The 17,685-nt window shown below is 71.9% G+C and carries 15 protein-coding genes; 8 read left to right on the forward strand and 7 right to left on the reverse strand.

All coding sequences use genetic code 11. The features are described from left to right. Window positions 1–151 precede the first annotated feature (151 nt). On the forward strand, window positions 152–814 hold the full coding sequence (locus ACFY93_RS14455) for an FCD domain-containing protein (RefSeq protein ID WP_391357779.1): 663 nt from the start codon (window positions 152–154) through the stop codon (window positions 812–814). Beyond that, window positions 811–2,145: an MFS transporter gene (locus ACFY93_RS14460; RefSeq protein WP_391357781.1), complete on the forward strand. Its 1,335-nt coding sequence runs from the start codon at window positions 811–813 to the stop codon at window positions 2,143–2,145. Before ACFY93_RS14455 ends, ACFY93_RS14460 begins: the two co-directional genes overlap by 4 nt. Before the next feature lie 150 nt (window positions 2,146–2,295). On the opposite strand, the gene ACFY93_RS14465 is transcribed toward ACFY93_RS14460, so the two are convergent. Continuing rightward, window positions 2,296–3,120 carry a maleylpyruvate isomerase family mycothiol-dependent enzyme gene (locus ACFY93_RS14465; RefSeq protein WP_391357783.1) on the reverse strand — a complete coding sequence of 275 codons (825 nt, stop codon included), beginning with the start codon at window positions 3,118–3,120 and terminating at the stop codon, window positions 2,296–2,298. Window positions 3,121–3,275: 155 nt separating this feature from the next. Here ACFY93_RS14465 and ACFY93_RS14470 point away from each other — a divergent pair, with 155 nt between their 5' ends. Continuing rightward, window positions 3,276–4,109: a nitrilase-related carbon-nitrogen hydrolase gene (locus tag ACFY93_RS14470; protein WP_391357785.1), complete on the forward strand. Its 834-nt coding sequence runs from the start codon at window positions 3,276–3,278 to the stop codon at window positions 4,107–4,109. 122 nt (window positions 4,110–4,231) lie between these two features. Here the strand turns inward: ACFY93_RS14470 and ACFY93_RS14475 are convergent, their stop codons facing one another. Together ACFY93_RS14475 and ACFY93_RS14480 are read right to left on the reverse strand one after the other, a co-directional pair. Then, window positions 4,232–4,726, reverse strand: a complete 495-nt coding sequence (locus ACFY93_RS14475) for an LURP-one-related family protein (RefSeq protein ID WP_391357787.1) — start codon at window positions 4,724–4,726, stop codon at window positions 4,232–4,234. Continuing rightward, window positions 4,723–5,682 carry a helix-turn-helix domain-containing protein gene (locus ACFY93_RS14480; protein WP_391357789.1) on the reverse strand — a complete coding sequence of 320 codons (960 nt, stop codon included), beginning with the start codon at window positions 5,680–5,682 and terminating at the stop codon, window positions 4,723–4,725. The genes ACFY93_RS14475 and ACFY93_RS14480 overlap by 4 nt, the downstream gene beginning before the upstream one ends. A 198-nt stretch (window positions 5,683–5,880) precedes the next feature. Between ACFY93_RS14480 and ACFY93_RS14485 the strand changes: the two genes are divergently transcribed. Next, the gene (locus ACFY93_RS14485) at window positions 5,881–6,339 is read left to right on the forward strand and encodes a cupin domain-containing protein (RefSeq protein ID WP_391357792.1); all 459 of its coding nucleotides are present in this window, start codon (window positions 5,881–5,883) and stop codon (window positions 6,337–6,339) included. A 197-nt stretch (window positions 6,340–6,536) separates the two neighbouring features. Here the strand turns inward: ACFY93_RS14485 and ACFY93_RS14490 are convergent, their stop codons facing one another. The 3 genes from ACFY93_RS14490 to ACFY93_RS14500 all read right to left on the reverse strand — a co-directional run bounded on the left by ACFY93_RS14490 (window position 6,537) and on the right by ACFY93_RS14500 (window position 10,302). Beyond that, window positions 6,537–6,788, reverse strand: coding sequence for a hypothetical protein (locus ACFY93_RS14490; protein WP_391357795.1), 252 nt, complete (start codon window positions 6,786–6,788; stop codon window positions 6,537–6,539). A 205-nt stretch (window positions 6,789–6,993) separates the two neighbouring features. Continuing rightward, entirely contained in the window at window positions 6,994–8,289 is a 1,296-nt protein-coding gene (locus tag ACFY93_RS14495; RefSeq protein ID WP_391357797.1) for a M18 family aminopeptidase, read from the reverse strand. 171 nt (window positions 8,290–8,460) lie between these two features. Continuing rightward, window positions 8,461–10,302: an acyl-CoA dehydrogenase C-terminal domain-containing protein gene (locus ACFY93_RS14500; RefSeq protein ID WP_391357799.1), complete on the reverse strand. Its 1,842-nt coding sequence runs from the start codon at window positions 10,300–10,302 to the stop codon at window positions 8,461–8,463. Window positions 10,303–10,507: 205 nt separating this feature from the next. Here ACFY93_RS14500 and ACFY93_RS14505 point away from each other — a divergent pair, with 205 nt between their 5' ends. The 3 genes from ACFY93_RS14505 (at window position 10,508) to ACFY93_RS14515 (ending at window position 13,232) form a co-directional block, all read left to right on the forward strand. After that, the gene (locus ACFY93_RS14505) at window positions 10,508–10,981 is read left to right on the forward strand and encodes an SseB family protein (RefSeq protein ID WP_391357801.1); all 474 of its coding nucleotides are present in this window, start codon (window positions 10,508–10,510) and stop codon (window positions 10,979–10,981) included. A gap of 133 nt (window positions 10,982–11,114) precedes the next feature. Further along, a complete protein-coding gene (locus tag ACFY93_RS14510; protein ID WP_391357803.1) occupies window positions 11,115–12,086 on the forward strand; it encodes a pirin family protein in 972 nt (323 codons plus the stop codon). 108 nt (window positions 12,087–12,194) lie between these two features. Then, complete coding sequence (locus ACFY93_RS14515; protein WP_391357805.1) at window positions 12,195–13,232, forward strand: AI-2E family transporter; 1,038 nt, start codon at window positions 12,195–12,197, stop codon at window positions 13,230–13,232. 105 nt (window positions 13,233–13,337) lie between these two features. On the opposite strand, the gene ACFY93_RS14520 is transcribed toward ACFY93_RS14515, so the two are convergent. Continuing rightward, window positions 13,338–15,596 carry a SpoIIE family protein phosphatase gene (locus tag ACFY93_RS14520; RefSeq protein WP_391357808.1) on the reverse strand — a complete coding sequence of 753 codons (2,259 nt, stop codon included), beginning with the start codon at window positions 15,594–15,596 and terminating at the stop codon, window positions 13,338–13,340. Between the two features lie 290 nt (window positions 15,597–15,886). Here ACFY93_RS14520 and aspS point away from each other — a divergent pair, with 290 nt between their 5' ends. Next, window positions 15,887–17,650 carry an aspartate--tRNA ligase gene (gene aspS, locus ACFY93_RS14525; RefSeq protein WP_391357810.1) on the forward strand — a complete coding sequence of 588 codons (1,764 nt, stop codon included), beginning with the start codon at window positions 15,887–15,889 and terminating at the stop codon, window positions 17,648–17,650. The last annotated feature ends 35 nt before the right edge of the window (window positions 17,651–17,685 follow it).

A 17,685-nucleotide genomic window follows, 5' to 3' on the forward strand; every position in this document is an offset into this window, starting at 1 on the left:
GCCGCCCTCATGAGACACGTACCTAGCACAGAAAGTTGTGCCCCCGCTCGGAGGTATCCACTTTCGGGTGACGCTTCCGGGCGTGGCCGGGCTGTGGTCCGGATGGTGGACGGACCCGGCCATGCGTACGTGATGTATCTATGCTGTGCGCATGTCCTCCGCCCCACCCGCGCCCCTGAAGCAGCCACCCGCCGCCGAACGCGTCTACGCCCACGTCAAGCAGGGGGTGCTGGAACGCCGCTACGAGGGCGGCACGCTCCTCACGGAGGGCGAGCTGGCCGAGGCCGTGGGGGTCTCCCGGACGCCTGTCCGCGAGGCGCTGCTCCGGCTGGAGGCCGAAGGGCTGATCAAGCTCTATCCGAAGAAGGGCGCCCTCGTCCTGCCGGTCTCCGCGCAGGAGATCGCCGACGTCGTCGAGACCCGGATGCTCGTCGAGGGCCATGCCGCCCGCAAGGCGGTGCCCGCCGCTCCGCGGCTCATCGCCCGCCTGGAGGAACTGCTCGCCCGGCAGCGGGAGCAGGCCGCCGCCGGTGACCTGGCGGGCGCCGCCGTCACCGACCGCTGCTTCCACGCCGAGATCGTCCGCAGCGGCGGCAACGAGATCCTCTCCCGGCTCTACGACCAGCTCCGGGACCGCCAGCTGCGGATGGGGGTGGCCGTGATGCACGCCCACCCCGACCGGATCAGCAGGACGCTCACCGAGCACGAGGAGATCCTCGAAGCGCTCCGCACCGGTGACGCGGACGCCGCCGTCGCGATCATCCACGGGCACGTCGGCCGGTTCTTCGGCATGGCGCGGGGCGAGGCCCGATGAGCTCCGCCGAGTCCTCCCCCCGCCCCGGTCCCGGCGCCGCTCCGGCGGCGCCGCTCCCGGACCCGCCCGGCGGCCGCCGCGCCGTCACCGTCTGGGTCGTCGGCGTCTCCGTCTACTTCGTCGCCGTCATCTTCCGTACGTCCCTGGGGGTCGCCGGGCTGGACGCCGCCGACCGCTTCCACGTCGGCGCCTCCGCCCTGTCCACCTTCTCCATCCTGCAGCTGCTCGTCTACGCGGGCATGCAGATACCCGTCGGGCTGCTCGTCGACCGGCTCGGCACCAAGAAGGTGCTGACCATCGGCGTAGTGCTGTTCACGGCGGGGCAGCTGGGCTTCGCCTTCTCCCCCTCGTACGGGACGGCGCTGGCCTCCCGTGCCCTGCTGGGCTGCGGAGACGCGATGACCTTCATCAGCGTGCTGCGGCTGGGCACCCGCTGGTTCCCGGCGCGCCGGGGCCCGCTGGTCGCCCAGCTGGCGGGTCTCGCCGGAATGGCGGGCAACCTGGTGTCGACGCTGGTCATCGCCCGGCTGCTGCACGGGCTGGGGTGGACCGCCGCGTTCGCCGGCAGCGCGCTCGCGGGCGCCGTGGTCCTCGTCCTCCTGCTGCTGTTCCTGAAGGACCACCCCGAGGGGCACGAACCGGAGCCGGTCCCGCACCAGGGCGCCGTCTACGTCCGCCGGCAGATCGCCGCGTCCTGGCGGGAGCCCGGTACCCGGCTCGGCATGTGGGTGCACTTCACGACGCAGTTCCCGGCGATGGTGTTCCTGCTGCTGTGGGGGATGCCCTTCCTCGTCGAGGCGCAGGGGCTGTCCAGGGCGACGGCCGGCGAACTGCTGACCCTCGTCGTGCTCTCCAACATGGCCGTGGGCCTGGTGTACGGGCAGATCGTCGCCCGGCGCCACGGGGCGCGGCTTCCGCTGGCGCTCGGCACGGTGTCCGCGACGGCGGTCGCCTGGGCGGCGGCCCTGGCCTACCCCGGGGAGCACGCGCCCATGTGGCTGCTGGTCGTGCTGTGCACGGTGCTGGGGGCGTGCGGGCCGGCGTCGATGATCGGGTTCGACTTCGCGCGTCCCGCCAATCCGCCCGAGCGGCAGGGGACGGCGTCCGGCATCACCAACATGGGCGGGTTCGTCGCCTCGATGACGACGCTGCTGGCGGTGGGGGTGCTGCTGGACGCGACCGGGGACGACTACCGGGTGGCGTTCGCGGCGGTGTTCGTGCTGCAGGGGCTGGGGGTCTGGCAGATCCTGCGGCTCCGGGGCAAGGCGGACCGGCGGGAGCGGGAGCGGCTGGTCGTGAGCCGGGTGGAGACGGTGCACGTGCCGGTGTGAGGGACGACGGCGCCTGCGGTGCCGTCGCCTTCCCGGTCGGCGGTCAGCCGTCGGCCGGTCCTGTCCCCCTGAGCCCCCTTGAGCTCTCCGGGCGGGCGCACCCCGGCGCCCGCCCGCCCTTCCCCTCCCGGGCCCGGCCGCGCCGAGTGGTCACGGCGTGACCGCGAAGGACCTCAGGATGGCTGCGCTGAGGGTCTGGTCGCCCTCCGACTTGATGCGGTCGGCGACGGCGTCCGGGGTGACGCGGCCGCAGGCCAGCAGGAAGTACGTCTCCCAGTCGAGGCTGAGCGTGACGGCCGGGCCCAGCGAGGGCGCGCCGTCGACCGTGCCGCGGCCCTCCGCGTCGACGCGGACCGTGCGCAGGAACTCGACGGGCCCGTGCACGTCGACCACCACGGCGGAGTTCGCCGGCGCGCCCGCGTCCTCGGCGACGACCTTGGGGAGCGCTTCCAGCAGGACGTCGCGGGCGACGAGCGCGCCCGGCGAGTCGAGGTCGCCCGGACGGCCGAGGGCCGTGCGCAGGTCCTGCTCGTGCGCCCACACGTCGAAGGCGTGGTTGCGCATCGCGTGCTCCAGCGTCACCTCGGTGCCGAGCGGACCGCGCACCTTGGTCTCCGGGTCCCGCGCATCGTTCCGCAGCTGGCGGTTGCGGCGGATGATCGTGTACTCCAGCTCGGAGGTCATCTCCGGCGCGGTGTGGTGACGGCGGACGTCGACCTGCATCTCCATGTACCGCTGGTGCTCGGTCGTCACGTGGTACAGGTCCCGGGGGAGCGTGTGGATCGGCCGCGGGTCGCCGAGCATCTCGCAGTCGAGCCCGATGACGTGGGAGACGATGTCGCGCACCGACCAGCCCGGGCACGGCGTCCGGCGGTTCCACTCGCCCTCCACCAGCGGCGACACCAGCTCGGATATGGCTTCGATCGAATGGGTCCAGGCGTCGGCGTAGGACTGAAGACTGGGATGCGGACTCACGGAAACGGGACCCCTCGGGCGGTCGGGCGCGGGCAGTGCACAGTCAGCGGGTGTCTTGGGACGCTAAGTTACGCTGCTGTGAGGCACCCCGGCAGTGCTTTCGTGTGACGATCGTAGGCCCGTATCGACGGCTCGAATGCCAGGACGGTGGTAGTGTGCGCGCCTCCCTCATCCAGATCGGTGTGAAGCAGGGCGAGTCGGTTGATTCGCGCAGGCAGCGGGCGGCCGCGCTCGTACGGGAGGAGGCCGGAGCCGACCTCGTCGTACTGCCCGAACTGTGGACCACGGGGGCGTTCGCGTACGAGGAGTTCGACGCGGAGGCCGAGCCGTTGCAGGGGCCGACGTACGAGGTGATGGCCGGGGCCGCGCGCGACGCGGGCGTCTGGCTGCACGCGGGGTCCGTCCCCGAGCGGGCGCCGGCACCGGGATCGCCGTCCGGGAGCGACGGTGACGGCGTCCTCTACAACACCTCGCTCGTGTTCTCGCCCGAGGGCGAACTGGCCGCCGCCTACCGGAAGATCCACCGCTTCGGGTTCGACAAGGGTGAGGCCGTGCTGATGGGGGCGGGGACGGAGCTGGTCACCGTGGAGCTGCCGGAGACCAGGATCGGGCTCGCCACCTGCTACGACCTCCGCTTTCCCGAGCTGTTCCGCGGGCTCGTCGACGCGGGTGCCGAGACCTTCGTCGTACCCGCCGGGTGGCCCGAGCGCCGGCGCGACCACTGGACCCTGCTGGCGCGGGCGCGCGCGGTGGAGAACCAGGCGTACGTGCTCGCCTGCGGGTCGGCGGGGACGCACGCGGGGGTGCCGCAGGCCGGGCGCTCGGTCGTGGTGGATCCGTGGGGCGAGGTGCTCGGGGAGGCGGCGGGGGCCGGGGAAGAGGTGCTCCGGGTCGAGTTCGACGCGGGTCGGGTCGCGGGGACGCGGGAGAGGTTCCCGGCGCTCAAGGACCGGGTGCTGGGGATGGAGGCGGGGCGGTCGGCGTCCTGAGGGGGCGACGCGGGGGCGGGGTGGCGAACCGTCGCCTGAACGGGTCCCCCCAGCCCTTCGAGCAGGGGGTGCCCCCGGAAGCCCGATGGCCCCCATGCCGAGTGGCCTGAGCGGCCTGCCGGTCAGTCCCCCTCCCGTTCGCGTTCCGCCAGGTGGATGACGCACACCGCCACCGCGATCATCAGAGCGGGATCCGCGTCGTCGCGGGTGATGTCCACGCCGTAGGTGTCGCGGACGCGGAGCCAGCGGCGGGAGATCTGGGCGAGCAGTTCGCCGTCGTAGTCGATGCCGAACTCGCGGTCCATGATCTTGCCGCTGACGTCGAGTTCGGTGCCGTCCACCAGCGAGACGCGGTAGTGGTTGCGCATCAGGGACAGCCGCTTGCGCTTGATCGTGGCCAGCGGGTCGCCGTCCCGCTCGATCACCATGGTGTCGCGCAGGGACAGCATCTTCTTGTGGATGTCGATCAGGACCCGCCCCTGCGTGTCCTTCAGCTCGAAGGTGTCCCGCAGCCGCATCGCCTTGCCGTCGACGAGGAACGCCTTGGTGCCGTGCTCGTCCTCGATCCAGAAGTCGTCACCGATGCCGAGGAGCCGGTCGCGTACGAGGAATCTCATACGGGGAGGGCTTCCCCGGCGGCCGGTCCGAAACGCCGTCTGTAGGCCGACGGGCTGAGTCCCGTCTCGCGCCGCAGCCGCGCCCGCAGATTGGCGGCGGTGCCCAGGCCGCTGCGCCGGGCGACCACGTCGAGCGACTCCGTACCGCGCTCGATGAGCCGGCAGGCCAGGGTCACCCGCTCGCCGCCGAGCCAGGCCAGCGGGGTGGTGCCGAGCTGGGCGCGGAAACGCCGGTGCAGTGTGGCCGGGCTGACCCCCGCCCGCGCGGCGAGGTCCGCGACGGTCAGCGGATCGCCGAGCCGTTCCCGCGCCCACGCCAGCAGGGGCGCGAGGGACTCGTCCGGCAGGTCGGGCAGGGGCCGCTCCACGAACTGGCGCTGTCCGCCGTCGCGGTGGGCGGCGAAGACGAGCCGCCGGGACACGGCGTTGGCGATCTCGGCGCCGTGGTCGCGCCGCACGATGTGCAGGCCCAGGTCGAGCGCGGCCGCGCTTCCGGCGGCGGTCAGCACGTCGCCCCCGTCCACGAAGAGCACGTCAGGCTCCAGCAGGACCCTCGGGTGGAGGGCGCGGAAGGAGTCGGCCCAGCGCCAGTGGGTGGTGGCCCGGCGCCCGTCGAGGAGCCCCGCCTCGGCGAGCGCGAAGGTGCCGGTGCAGAAGCTCACGACCCGGGCACCGCGCGCGTGGGTGCGCCGGACGGCCTCGCGCACGGCGGCGGCGCGGGGTACGACGTTGTCGGGGCGGCCGGGGACGACGAGGGTGTCGGCGTCGTCGACGGCGTCGAGGCCGGGCAGCCCGGTCATGGTGAAGAACCCGTGGTTCATCCGGGTGCCGGGCGCCGGTGTGCAGAGCGTCAGGTCGTAGAGCGGTGCCGGCAGCCCCAGTTCGGGACGGGGCAGGCCGAACAGCTCGGTCGCGACGCCGACCTCGAACGGGTTGGTGCCCTCGTCGACCAGCACGACGACCCGGTGCGGACGCCGCGGACGCCGTGGCCGCGGCGGGCCGGTGGGGCGGACGGTGCGCCCGGCTCCGGTGCCCGGGGCCCCGCCGTCCCCTCGTCCCGGTTCCGGTCCGTGCCGAGCGGCTGAGAGGATTCTTGCGGCATGTGCGATTCCTAGCACTCGCGGAGGGACGGCACCACCCCCGACGATCGATCCATGACCCACGCACCCGCACACCCCGAGCCCGCACACCCCGAACCCGCAGCCCCCGCCCCTGGCTCCCCTTCCCCCGTCTCCCTCGCCGCCGCCCTGGCCTCCTTCGACGACCTGTGGAGTCCGCGCATCGTCGCCGCCGTGAACGACTACGACGTACGCGTGGCGAAGGTCGAGGGCGAGCACGTCTGGCACGTGCACGAGCACACGGACGAGTTCTTCCTGGTCCTGGACGGCGAGCTGGACATCGCCCTGCGCGAACCGGCAGGCGAGCGCACCGTGACCCTCCCCAGGGGCTCCGTCCTCACGGTCCCCAGGGGCACCGAGCACAAGCCGTCCTCAGCGGCCGGTGCCGCGATCCTGATGTTCGAACCCACCGGAACCGTCACCGTCGGCGACCGCCACGACGAGGTCCCCGACCACGTCGACGCCACCACCGGCCACGTCCTCCCCACCCCCTGACCAGCCATGGCCGGAGCACCCCGGCCGGAGCACCCCTTGCACCGCGGAGGGCCGGCGACCCGGTGGTCGTCGGCCCTCGTCGGTCGGTCCGCGCACGCCCTGTCGTCGGCATGCGGTCTGTCGTACGGAGGATGAGCGGCGGGGCTGGGAGCGGCGGGTCGTCCCCGGCGGGATCCGCCGGACAGGCCCATGGGTCCCTAGCCGCCGTAACCGTCCGTGTAACCGCCACGGTGATGGTGGTGCGGTTCCTCCTCGACCACCGGTGCCGAGGGCGGCATGACCACACGCCGCCGCCTGGCGATACTGCTGAACGTCGCGACTCCGATCAGGCCGACGATCATCAGGATGACGCCGACCAGGTCGAGGTTGACGCCCTGCATGTCCCAGTTCGTAGCGAACGTCAGGATCGCTCCGACACCGATCAGAATGATGCATCCGCCCAAGCCCATGAGTTTCGCCTCCGTGTCCCGTCAGGTGTTCCGGGTCTGCCCCGGGTACCCGGCACACGGCGACTCATGCGGAGGCGCCCGCTCTGCCCGGGGGACGCAGATCCCAACAGGCTTCGGGGAGCGCCCCGCTGGGCCCGTGTCAGCATCCGTGCGGGCGTGGGTTTCCCAGCTGTTCCCAGCTGTTCCCAGCCCTTCCCAGCGCTTCCTAGCCCTCCAGGAACGCGACCAGCGCGTTGGCCAGCAGGAACGGGTCGTCGGCGGCGCAGAGTTCGCGGGCGCTGTGCATGGACAGGATGGCGACGCCGATGTCGACCGTCTTGATGCCGTGGCGGGCGGCGGTGATGGGCCCGATGGTGGTGCCGCAGGGCATGGAGTTGTTGGAGACGAAGGACTGGAACGGCACGCCGGCCTTCTCGCAGGCCGCCGCGAACACCGCGCGGCCCGAACCGTCCGTGGCGTAGCGGTTGTTGACGTTCACCTTGAGGATGGGGCCGCCGCCCGCGCGCGGGTGGTGCGTCGGGTCGTGCCGCTCCGCGTAGTTGGGGTGGACGGCGTGGCCCGTGTCGGAGGAGAGGCACACCGTTCCCGCGAAGGCGCGCGCCCGGTCCTCGTACGAGCCGCCGCGGGCGAAGACCGAACGCTCCAGCACGCCGCCGAGGAGCGGGCCGTCCGCGCCCGTGTCGGACTGCGAGCCGTTCTCCTCGTGGTCGAAGGCGGCGAGGACCGGGATGTACGGGAGGTCGCCGCCCGCACCGGTGACCGCGGCCAGCGCCGCCGTACAGGCGTGCACGGACAGCAGGTTGTCCATCCGGGGGCCGGCCAGCAGTTCCCGGTCGCGGCCCAGGTAGGCGGGCGGCTCGATGGAGTGGGTCATCAGGTCCCAGCCGGTGATCTCACCGCGGGGGACGTCGCTCTCGTCCTCCAGGAACGCCATCAGGTCGCCCTCGCGGGCGTCGCCGAGGCCCCAGACGGGCTGCATGTGGCGCTGCTTGTCGAGTTTGAGGCCCTCGGAGGTGGCGGAACGGTCCAGGTGGATGGCGAGTTGGGGCACCCGCAGCAGGGGGCGGTCGACGTTCACCAGGCGGGTCGAGCCGTCCCGCAGGGTGACCCGGCCGGCGAGACCGAGGTCGCGGTCGAGCCAGGAGTTGAGCAGCGGGCCGCCGTAGACCTCGACGGCGACCTGGCGCCAGCCGTGCGCGCCGGTGTCCGGCAGCGGCTTCACCCGGAGGTTCGGGGAGTCGGTGTGCGCGCCCACGATGCGGAACGGGGTGTGCGGCCGGGCGCCCTCGGGGACGTACCAGGCGATGATCGCGCCGCCCCGCAGCACGTACTTGCCGCCGGTCGTCCCGTCCCACGCGTCGGTCTCGGCGACCTGACGGAATCCGGCCTTCTCCAGCCGCTCGGCGGAGGTCGCCACGGCGTGGTACGGCGAGGGGCTCGCCGACAGGAAGGTCATGAGGTCGTCGGAGTGGCCGCGATCGAAGCGTGAGGGTGTGCTCATGGGTTCACCTTAACGACGCCGAGGGGCCCGCTCCCGGCGATGGGAGCGGGCCCTCGTAAGGGGTGTGTGGAGACGACCGGAAGTGGTCCTCCGGGGGACCGGCACCGTCGCGGGCACCGGCCCTCCGGAGGGACCGGTACCGCCGCGGGTACCGGTCCTCCGGGCGAAGCCCTAGAACACCGACTCGTCGAGCTCCATCAGGTCGAGGTCCACGCCCTCGGCCAGCTTGCGGGCGCCGGTGACGCCCGGCAGGACGTTGGCGGCGAAGAACTTCGCGGCCGCGATCTTGCCGGTGTAGAAGGCGGTGTCCTTGGCGGAGACCGTCTTGGTGGAGGCCGCGTCCAGCTTCTCGGCGGCGATCGCCGCACCGCGCAGCAGCAGGTAGCCGACGACGACGTCACCGGAGGCCATGAGCAGGCGGGTGGTGTTGAGGCCGACCTTGTAGATGTTCTTGACGTCCTGCTCGGTCGCCGCGAGGTCGGTGAGCATCAGGCCGACGATGGCCTCCAGCTCGACGGCGGCCTTGGCGAGCTGCTCGCGGGCGGTGGAGAGCTCCTCGCCGCCGGTGCCGAGCGCCAGGAACTTCTTGATGTCCTCGGCGAGGGAGTTGAGGGCGGCGCCCTGGTTGCGGACGATCTTCCGGAAGAAGTAGTCCTGGCCCTGGATCGCGGTGGTGCCCTCGTACAGGGTGTCGATCTTGGCGTCGCGGATGTACTGCTCGATCGGGTACTCCTGCAGGAAGCCGGAGCCGCCGAAGGTCTGCAGCGACTGGGCGAGCTGCTCGTAGCCCTTCTCGGAGCCGTAGCCCTTGACGATGGGCAGGAGCAGGTCGTTCAGGGCCTCCAGCGCGGTGGCGTCCTCGCCGGCGGCCTCCTTGACCTGGATCTCGTCCTGGATCGCGGCGGTGTGCAGCACGAGCGCGCGCATGCCCTCCGCGTACGCCTTCTGCGTCATGAGCGAGCGGCGCACGTCGGGGTGGTGCGTGATGGTGACCTTGGGGGCGGTCTTGTCCATGAAGTTCGCCAGGTCGGGACCCTGGACGCGCTCCTTGGCGTACTCCAGCGCGTTCAGGTAGCCCGTCGAGAGCGTGGAGATGGCCTTCGTGCCGACCATCATGCGGGCGAACTCGATGATGCGGAACATCTGGCGGATGCCGTCGTGCTTGTCGCCGATCAGCCAGCCCTTGGCGGGGTGGCGGTCGCCGAAGGTCATCTCGCAGGTGTTGGACGCCTTGAGGCCCATCTTGTGCTCGACGTTGGTGGCGTAGACGCCGTTGCGCTCGCCCAGCTCGCCGGTCTCGAAGTCGAACTCGTACTTCGGGACGAGGAAGAGGGACAGGCCCTTGGTGCCGGGGCCGGCGCCCTCGGGGCGGGCGAGGACGTAGTGGAGGATGTTCTCCGACATGTCGTGCTCGCCGGACGTGATGAAGCGCTTCACGCCCTCGATGTGCCAGGAGCCGTCCTCCTGCCGGACCGCCTTGGTACGGCCGGCGCCGACGTCCGAGCCGGCGTCCGGCTCGGTGAGCACCATGGTGGAGCCCCACTGCTTGTCGACGGCGATCTTCGCGATGTGCTTCTGGACCTCGTTGCCCTCTTCGAAGAGGATGCCGGCGAAGGCGGGGCCGGAGGAGTACATCCAGACGGCCGGGTTGGCGCCGAGCACGAGCTCCGCGTAGGCCCAGATCAGGGAGCGGGGCGTGGTGGTGCCGCCGATCTCCTCGGGCAGGCCGAGCCGCCAGTACTCGGAGTCCATGAAGGCCTGGTAGCTCTTCTTGAAGGACGCGGGGACCGGCGCCGTGTTCGTCTCGGGGTCGAAGACGGGCGGGTTGCGGTCGGCGTCGGCGAAGGACTCGGCCAGCTCGTTCTCCGAGAGGCGGGTCAGTTCCTCGAGGATGCTCTTGGCGGTGTCGACGTCCATCTCCGCGAACGGACCCGTGCCGTACAGCTTGTCGCGCCCGAGAACCTCGAAGAGGTTGAACTCGATGTCGCGGAGATTCGACTTGTAGTGCCCCATGGCGACGGCTCCGTAAGGGATCGGGGAGGAGATGGTGATTCCTCGGACGTGGTTCGCGACTGATTCACGTACCAACAAGTAGCAACAGCCTACGATGATGCTACCCGTCGGTAATAAGGCGCAACCCCGTTCGCCGAAGTGTGAGCAGGCTCTACAAACCGCCGTCCGCGAAACCGCCGGGGCCCCGCTCGGTAGGCTTGCGCGCATGTACGGATACGGGCAGCAGTCGAGCGGTGCCGACGGGCAGCAGCAGTACATCCCGCCGCAGCAGCAGATGTCCGGCGGTTACGGACAGCAGCAGCCGCTCTACCCGGAGCCGTCCCCGCCGTCCCTGGCGGACGCGGTCCGTGCGTTCACCACCGGGTCGATGTCCGCCGAGGACTTCCAGCAGGTCTTCGCGACCTCCAAGGTCTACTGTCCGCGCGGCGACAACCCCGGCTTCCTCGCGCTGCACAACACGCAGCAGCCCGTCATCCCGATGTTCACCTCGCTCAAGGAACTGCGCCGCTACGCCGGCAAGGAGTCCAAGTACTTCGTGATCACCGGCGCCGAGGTGATCGACCTGCTGCCGACCGGCTACGGCTTCGTCCTCGACATGGAGGGCGAGCACCGCATGGTCTTCGACGCCAAGGCCGTCGAGCAGATGGTCGACTTCGCGATGCGCCGGATGTACGGCTAGGGCCTCTCATCAGGATCAGGCCGTGTGACGCCCGGAGGGAATGCCCTCCGGGCGTCCGTCGTTGTGGGCTGGTGCTGGTAGAAAGTTCAACAATCAACTAATCTTGAAGCTCGATGCACAAGGAGGTACCGACATGCCCGCAGTGACCGTCGAGAACCCGCTGACCCTGCCCCGTGTGGTCGCGCCGGCCGATGCCGTGGCCCGTCCCGTGCTCACGGTGACGACCGCGCCCACCGGCTTCGAGGGCGAGGGCTTCCCGGTCCGGCGCGCGTTCGCCGGGATCAACTACCGCCACCTCGACCCGTTCATCATGATGGACCAGATGGGCGAGGTGGAGTACGCGCCCGGCGAGCCCAAGGGCACCCCCTGGCACCCGCACCGCGGCTTCGAGACCGTCACCTACATCATCGACGGCGTCTTCGACCACCAGGACTCCAACGGCGGTGGCGGCACCATCACCAACGGCGACACGCAGTGGATGACCGCAGGAAGCGGTCTCCTGCACATAGAGGCGCCGCCGGAGTCCCTCGTCACGTCCGGCGGCCTCTTCCACGGGCTCCAGCTCTGGGTGAACCTCCCGGCCAGGGACAAGATGATGGCCCCCCGCTACCAGGACATCCGCGGCGGCCAGGTCCAGCTGCTCACCACCCCCGACGGCGGCGCCCTGCTGCGCGTCATCGCCGGTGACCTCGACGGTCACCAGGGCCCCGGCATCACGCACACGCCGATCACCATGGTCCACGCGACCGTCGCGCCCGGCGCGGAGGTCACCCTCCCCTGGCGCGAGGACTTCAACGGCCTCGTGTACGTCCTCGCCGGCCGCGGGGGCGTGGGCGCGGAACGCCGCCCGGTGCGCACGGGACAGACCGCCGTCTTCGGCGCGGGCTCCTCGCTGACCGTCCACGCGGACGAGCGGCAGGACGCGAACACGCCCGACCTGGAGATCGTCGTTCTCGGCGGCCGGCCGATCCGTGAGCCCATGGCCCACTACGGCCCCTTCGTGATGAACACCCGCGAGGAACTGCAGCAGGCCTTCGAGGACTTCCAGAAGGGCCGGCTCGGCAGCGTCCCCGCGGTCCACGGGATGACCGAGGGCGCGCTGTAGTCCTCACGCACCCCGGGCGCTCCACGCCTCCCGCGCCCCCTGACGTCGTGTCACCCGGGCGGGCCGTCCGCACAGGACAGCCCGCCCGGCGCGTGGTCGGCTGGGACCGTGCACCTACTCCCCGAAGGCGTCCGCCGGCTGGCCGCCTGGTGTGCCGTGATCCTTCTCGTCACCGGCGTCGCCTGGGTCGTGCTGCGGGTGTGCGAGGCGATCCGCACGGCGGTCGTGCCGGTGCTGCTCGCGCTCCTCGGGGCGGCGCTCCTCGGACCGCTGTTCCGGTGGCTGGTGAAGGCGAAGGTCAACCGGTCCGTGGCGGCCCTGCTGACCTGCGTGGCGGTCGTCGCCGTGGTGGGCGGCGCCGCCTACATCGTCGTCTCCGCGCTCATCGACACCGGCGACCAGATCATCGACTCCCTCCGCAGGGCGGCGGACTTCCTCACCGAACACTTCGGCACGCCGGGGACCTCCCTGGACGATCTGCAGGCCCAGGCGCGCAAGCTGCTCGGCAGATTCGGCGGGACGGCCGCGTCCAGCCTGGTCACCGGGGCCGGCGTCCTCGGCGAGACGGTGGCCATGGCCCTGCTCGCGCTGCTCCTCGTCTTCTTCTTCCTGCGCGACTCCGGCCGGGTGCCCGGTGCGCTGCGCTCCCTCGCCCCGCACGGCACGGCCGACACCCTGGACGCCGTGGCCCGCCGCGCCTTCCAGTCCGTCGAGGGCTTCATGCGCGGTACGACGGTCATCGCCCTCATCGACGCGTTCTTCATCACCGTCGGGCTGCTGATCCTGCGGGTACCGGGCGCGCTGGGGCTCGGCGCGCTGGTCTTCGTGGGCGCCTACATCCCGTACCTGGGAGCCTTCATCTCCGGCACGGTGGCCGTCCTGGTCGCGCTCGCCGACCGGGGGTTCGTCATCGCGCTGTGGGTGCTCGGGGTGGTGGTCGCCGTCCAAGTGCTGGAGGGACACGTCCTCCAGCCGGTCATCCAGAGCCGCACGGTGCAGATGCACCCCGCGGTGGTCCTGGTGGCCCTCGCCGCGGGCGCGGCGATCGCCGGGGTCCTCGGCATGCTCCTCGCAGTCCCCATGACGGCGGCCGCCATCGGCGTCATCGCGGAACTCCGCTCCCGGTTCGAGAACCCGGCGGACTGAGTGAGCCGGGGGTGGCGGGCGACCCCGCGGCCATCCCGCCCCGGACCCCGCGCCCCGGACCCCGCGCCCCGAACGCCGGAGGGGCTGACGCGCGCGGCCCGGCCGTCAGACGTCCGACGCCCCCGCCAGATCCGCCACGTCGATCACCGCGTCCACGCCGGCCCCCGGCCCCGCCCCGCGCGCGGAGCCGTCCGCCCCCGCCCCCACCGCCTCGTACAGCTCGAACCAGATGCACTTGCCCTCACCGCGCGGGTCGACGCCCCAGGCGTCGGCGAGCAGTTCCGTGAGGACCAGCCCCCGGCCCGAGGAGGCCAGCTCGCCCGGGTGGCGGCGGTGCGGCAGGTCGTCGCTGGCGTCGGTGACCTCGACGCGCACCCGGCGGCCGTCCGGCCCGGCGGCCACCTCGGCGACGAGCAGCGCGTCGGTGTCGGTGTGCACGAGGACGTTCGTCAGCATCTCGGAGACCAGGAGGACCGCCGAGTCGACCTGGTCCGCGGACGCCCAGTCGTGCAGCAGCTCCCGCAGGTGCTGCCGCGCCCCGGCGATCCGCTCCGGCTCGGCCTGCGCCACGGTCAGCATCGTGCGGCGCACCGCCGGCCGCGGTGCGCCGGCCCGGTCGCCGCAGCAGCCCACGTCGTACTGCCGGGACAGCAGAAGCACCGCTATGTCGTCCTCGCGCCGGTCCGCCAGCGGCCCCGTCGTGTGGTGCGAGGACGGCCCGTGGACGGCCTGCACCAGCGCGTCCGCGAGCCCCTCCAGGTCGCCGTCGTGCTCCTCCAGCGTCCGGCGGATCCGGCGCCACCCGGTCTCCAGGTCGTGGCCGCCGGTCTCGATCAGCCCGTCCGTGCAGAAGAGCATGGTCTCGCCGGGCTCCAGGACCAGCCGGGTCGTCGGGTAGTCGCCGTCCGGGTCGACGCCCAGCGGCAGCCCGCCCGCGCTCGGCCGCATCAGCACGGTCCCGTCGGTCATCCGTATCGCCGGGTCGGGGTGGCCGGCGCGGGCGATGTCCAGCGTCCCGGTCACCGGGTCCACCTCGGCGTACAGGCAGGTCGCGAAGCGGCTGTCACCGATCCCGGCGCCGCCGCTCTCCGCGGACTCGTCGGCGCCGCCGCTGGACCCGTAGGTCACCGAGTCCGTGATCCCGTACAGGAACCGTGAGGCCCGGGAGAGCACCGCGTCCGGCCGGTGGCCCTCGGCGGCGTACGCCCGCAGCGCGATGCGGAGCTGGCCCATCAGCCCGGCGGCCCGCACGTCGTGCCCCTGGACGTCGCCGATGACCAGCGCGAAGCGGTCCTTGCCGGGCAGCGGGATCATGTCGTACCAGTCACCGCCGACCTGGAGGCCGCCCCCGGTGGGGACGTAGCGGGCCGCGACCGTCATGCCGGGGATGCGCGGCCCCAGCGTCGGCAGCATGGAGCGCTGCAGGCCGTCCGTCAGCTCCCGCTCGGACTCCGCGGTGCCGGCCCGGGAGAGCGCCTGCGCCAGCATCCGCGCCACGGTCGTCAGCACGGACCGCTCGTCGGGCGTGAACGACACCGGGTACGAGAACGCCGCCATCCACGCGCCCATGGTGCGCCCGGAGACGGTCAGCGGCAGGAAGGCCCAGGACTGCCGCCGGAACTGCCGGGCCAGCTGCCAGGAGGCCGGATAGCGGGCCTTGTAGTCCTCCGGCGAGGAGAGGTAGACGGACCGGCCGGTGCGGACGACCTCGGCGGCCGGGTAGTCCGTGTCCAGGGACATGTGGGAGAACGGCTCCTCCGCCCCCGGCTTCTGCCCGTGGTGCCCGATGATCGTCAGCCGGTCGGCCTCCGCGCCGAACACGGCGAGTCCGTCCGGGGAGAACCCCGGCATGGACAGCCCGGCGGCGACCCGCAGCACCTCCTCCGTGGACCGCGCCTCGGCGAGCGCGCGGCCCGCGTCCAGCAGGAACGCCTCGCGCGAGCGCCGCCAGTCACCGGTCACCGGGGTGCGCGCGGCGGCGCCCGGCGGGGGCTCGGTGACCTCCTGGAGGGAGCCGACCAGATGGAAGGTGCCGGTGTCCGCGTCGACCCACGGCTTGGAGCGGCTGCGGACGGTACGGACCACCCGGCCGTGCTCGTCCATGACCCGCATCCGGGCCTCGGCGAGGGTGCCCTCGGCGAGGGCGAGCTGCACGGTCCCGTCGATCTCGTTCCAGTCGACCGGGTGGAGGCGGGAGCGCGCGCCCGCCTCGGTGAGCACGACGGGCTCCGCGGGCAGCCCGAAGAGCCGAGCCGCCTCCGCGTCGAGCGTGACCAGCCCCGCGGCGTCGTCCCAGCGCCACAGGCCGGTCGCGAGGACGGCGAGGACGTCCCCCACGGCGGGCAGGGGCTCACCAGTGCGCATTCACCCACTGTATGGAGAGGTGATCGGGGGCTGCCACCGAGGAAGGACCGGGAAGGGCGGTCGCGGGGGTGGGGCGGAGCGATGCCGCACGCGGGTCACGCGGCCTCCGTACGCCGGTGACGCGGCTCCCCCGTGCCCCAGGCGTCCCGGGGGTGATGCGGGAAGCGATCCTGCCGTGGCCGGTACCCTGGGGTGATCCGGGCCCCGGCCCGGAGGTCCCCGGGGAGCGCACCTCCCGGACGCTCCCGGCAGGATCCAGACCCCGATCCGCGAAGACTGGATGAACGACGATGCATCGGTACAGGTCCCACACCTGCGGCGAGCTCCGCGCCTCTGACGTCGAGAGCGACGTCCGGCTGAGTGGCTGGCTGCACAATCGCCGAGACCTGGGCGGCATCCTCTTCATCGATCTGCGCGACCACTACGGCATCACGCAGCTCGTCGCCCGCCCCGGCACCCCCGCCTACGAGGCCCTCGACAAGCTGTCCAAGGAATCGACCGTCCGGGTCGACGGCAAGGTCGTCTCCCGCGGCACCGAGAACGTGAACGCGGACCTCCCGACCGGTGAGGTCGAGGTCGAGGTCGGCGAGGTGGAGCTCCTGGGCGCCGCCCAGCCGCTCCCCTTCACGATCAACGCCGAGGACGGGGTCAACGAGGAGCGGCGCCTGGAGTACCGCTTCCTCGACCTGCGCCGCGAGCGGATGCACCGCAACATCATGCTGCGCACGGCGGTCATCTCGGCGATCCGCCACAAGATGGTGGCCCTCGGCTTCAACGAGATGGCGACGCCGATCCTCACCGCGACCTCCCCCGAGGGCGCGCGTGACTTCGTGGTCCCCTCCCGCCTGCACCCGGGCCGTTTCTACGCGCTCCCCCAGGCCCCGCAGCAGTTCAAGCAGCTGCTGATGATCTCCGGCTTCGACCGCTACTTCCAGATCGCGCCCTGCTTCCGCGACGAGGACGCCCGCGCGGACCGCTCGCCGGGCGAGTTCTACCAGCTCGACGTCGAGATGAGCTTCGTCGAGCAGGAGGACGTCTTCCAGCCGATCGAGAAGCTGATGACGGAGCTGTTCACGGAGTTCGGCGGCGGCCGTGAGGTGACGTCCCCCTTCCCGCGCATCCCGTTCCGCGAGTCGATGCTGAAGTACGGCTCGGACAAGCCGGACCTGCGGGCCAAACTGGAGCTCGTCGACATCACCGACGTTTTCGAGGGCTCGGAGTTCAAGGCGTTCGCCGGCAAGCACGTGCGCGCGCTGCCGGTGCCGGACGTCTCCGGCCAGCCCCGCAAGTTCTTCGACCAGCTCGGTGACTACGCGGTCGAGCAGGGCGCGAAGGGCCTGGCCTGGGTGCGGGTGGCCGAGGACGGTTCGCTGACGGGCCCGATCGCGAAGTTCCTCACCGAGGAGAACGTGGCGGAGCTGACGAAGCGGCTCTCGCTGGCCGCCGGTCACGCGGTGTTCTTCGGCGCGGGCGAGTTCGACGAGGTCTCGAAGATCATGGGCGCGGTGCGGGTCGAGGCCGCGAAGCGGGCCGGGCACTTCGAGGAGGACGTGTTCCGCTTCTGCTGGATCGTGGACTTCCCGATGTTCGAGAAGGACGAGGAGACGGGTCGTATCGACTTCTCGCACAACCCGTTCTCGATGCCCCAGGGCGGCATGGACGCCCTGGAGAACCAGGACCCGCTGGACATCCTCGCCTGGCAGTACGACATCGTCTGCAACGGCGTCGAGCTGTCCTCCGGCGCGATCCGGAACCACGAGCCGGACATCATGCTCAAGGCGTTCGAGATCGCGGGCTACGACCGCGAGACCACGGAGCGCGAGTTCGCCGGCATGCTGCGCGCGCTGCGCTTCGGCGCCCCGCCGCACGGTGGCATCGCCCCGGGCGTCGACCGCATCGTCATGCTCCTCGCGGACGAGCCCAACATCCGCGAGACGATCGCGTTCCCGCTCAACGGCAACGCGCAGGACCTGATGATGGGCGCGCCCACGGAGCTGGAGGAGACGCGCCTGCGCGAACTGCACCTCTCCGTCCGCAAGCCGCAGCCGAAGTAACCGGCCCCCAGGCCCCCGTGGCCCGGACCCGACGC

It is taken from the genome of Streptomyces sp. NPDC008313 (assembly GCF_042956125.1).
Classification (GTDB): Bacteria; Actinomycetota; Actinomycetes; order Streptomycetales; family Streptomycetaceae; genus Streptomyces.

Excerpts from the sequence above, each read along its gene's own strand:
- ACFY93_RS14455 (WP_391357779.1), top strand. The coding sequence starts at position 152 with ATGTCCTCCGCCCCACCCGCGCCCCTGAAGCAGCCACCCGCCGCCGAA.
- ACFY93_RS14460 (WP_391357781.1), top strand. The coding sequence starts at position 811 with ATGAGCTCCGCCGAGTCCTCCCCCCGCCCCGGTCCCGGCGCCGCTCCG.
- ACFY93_RS14475 (WP_391357787.1), bottom strand. The coding sequence starts at position 4,726 with ATGAGATTCCTCGTACGCGACCGGCTCCTCGGCATCGGTGACGACTTC.
- ACFY93_RS14485 (WP_391357792.1), top strand. The coding sequence starts at position 5,881 with ATGACCCACGCACCCGCACACCCCGAGCCCGCACACCCCGAACCCGCA.
- ACFY93_RS14490 (WP_391357795.1), bottom strand. The coding sequence starts at position 6,788 with ATGGGCTTGGGCGGATGCATCATTCTGATCGGTGTCGGAGCGATCCTG.
- ACFY93_RS14495 (WP_391357797.1), bottom strand. The coding sequence starts at position 8,289 with ATGAGCACACCCTCACGCTTCGATCGCGGCCACTCCGACGACCTCATG.
- ACFY93_RS14500 (WP_391357799.1), bottom strand. The coding sequence starts at position 10,302 with ATGGGGCACTACAAGTCGAATCTCCGCGACATCGAGTTCAACCTCTTC.
- ACFY93_RS14505 (WP_391357801.1), top strand. The coding sequence starts at position 10,508 with ATGTACGGATACGGGCAGCAGTCGAGCGGTGCCGACGGGCAGCAGCAG.
- ACFY93_RS14510 (WP_391357803.1), top strand. The coding sequence starts at position 11,115 with ATGCCCGCAGTGACCGTCGAGAACCCGCTGACCCTGCCCCGTGTGGTC.
- ACFY93_RS14520 (WP_391357808.1), bottom strand. The coding sequence starts at position 15,596 with ATGCGCACTGGTGAGCCCCTGCCCGCCGTGGGGGACGTCCTCGCCGTC.
- aspS (WP_391357810.1), top strand. The coding sequence starts at position 15,887 with ATGCATCGGTACAGGTCCCACACCTGCGGCGAGCTCCGCGCCTCTGAC.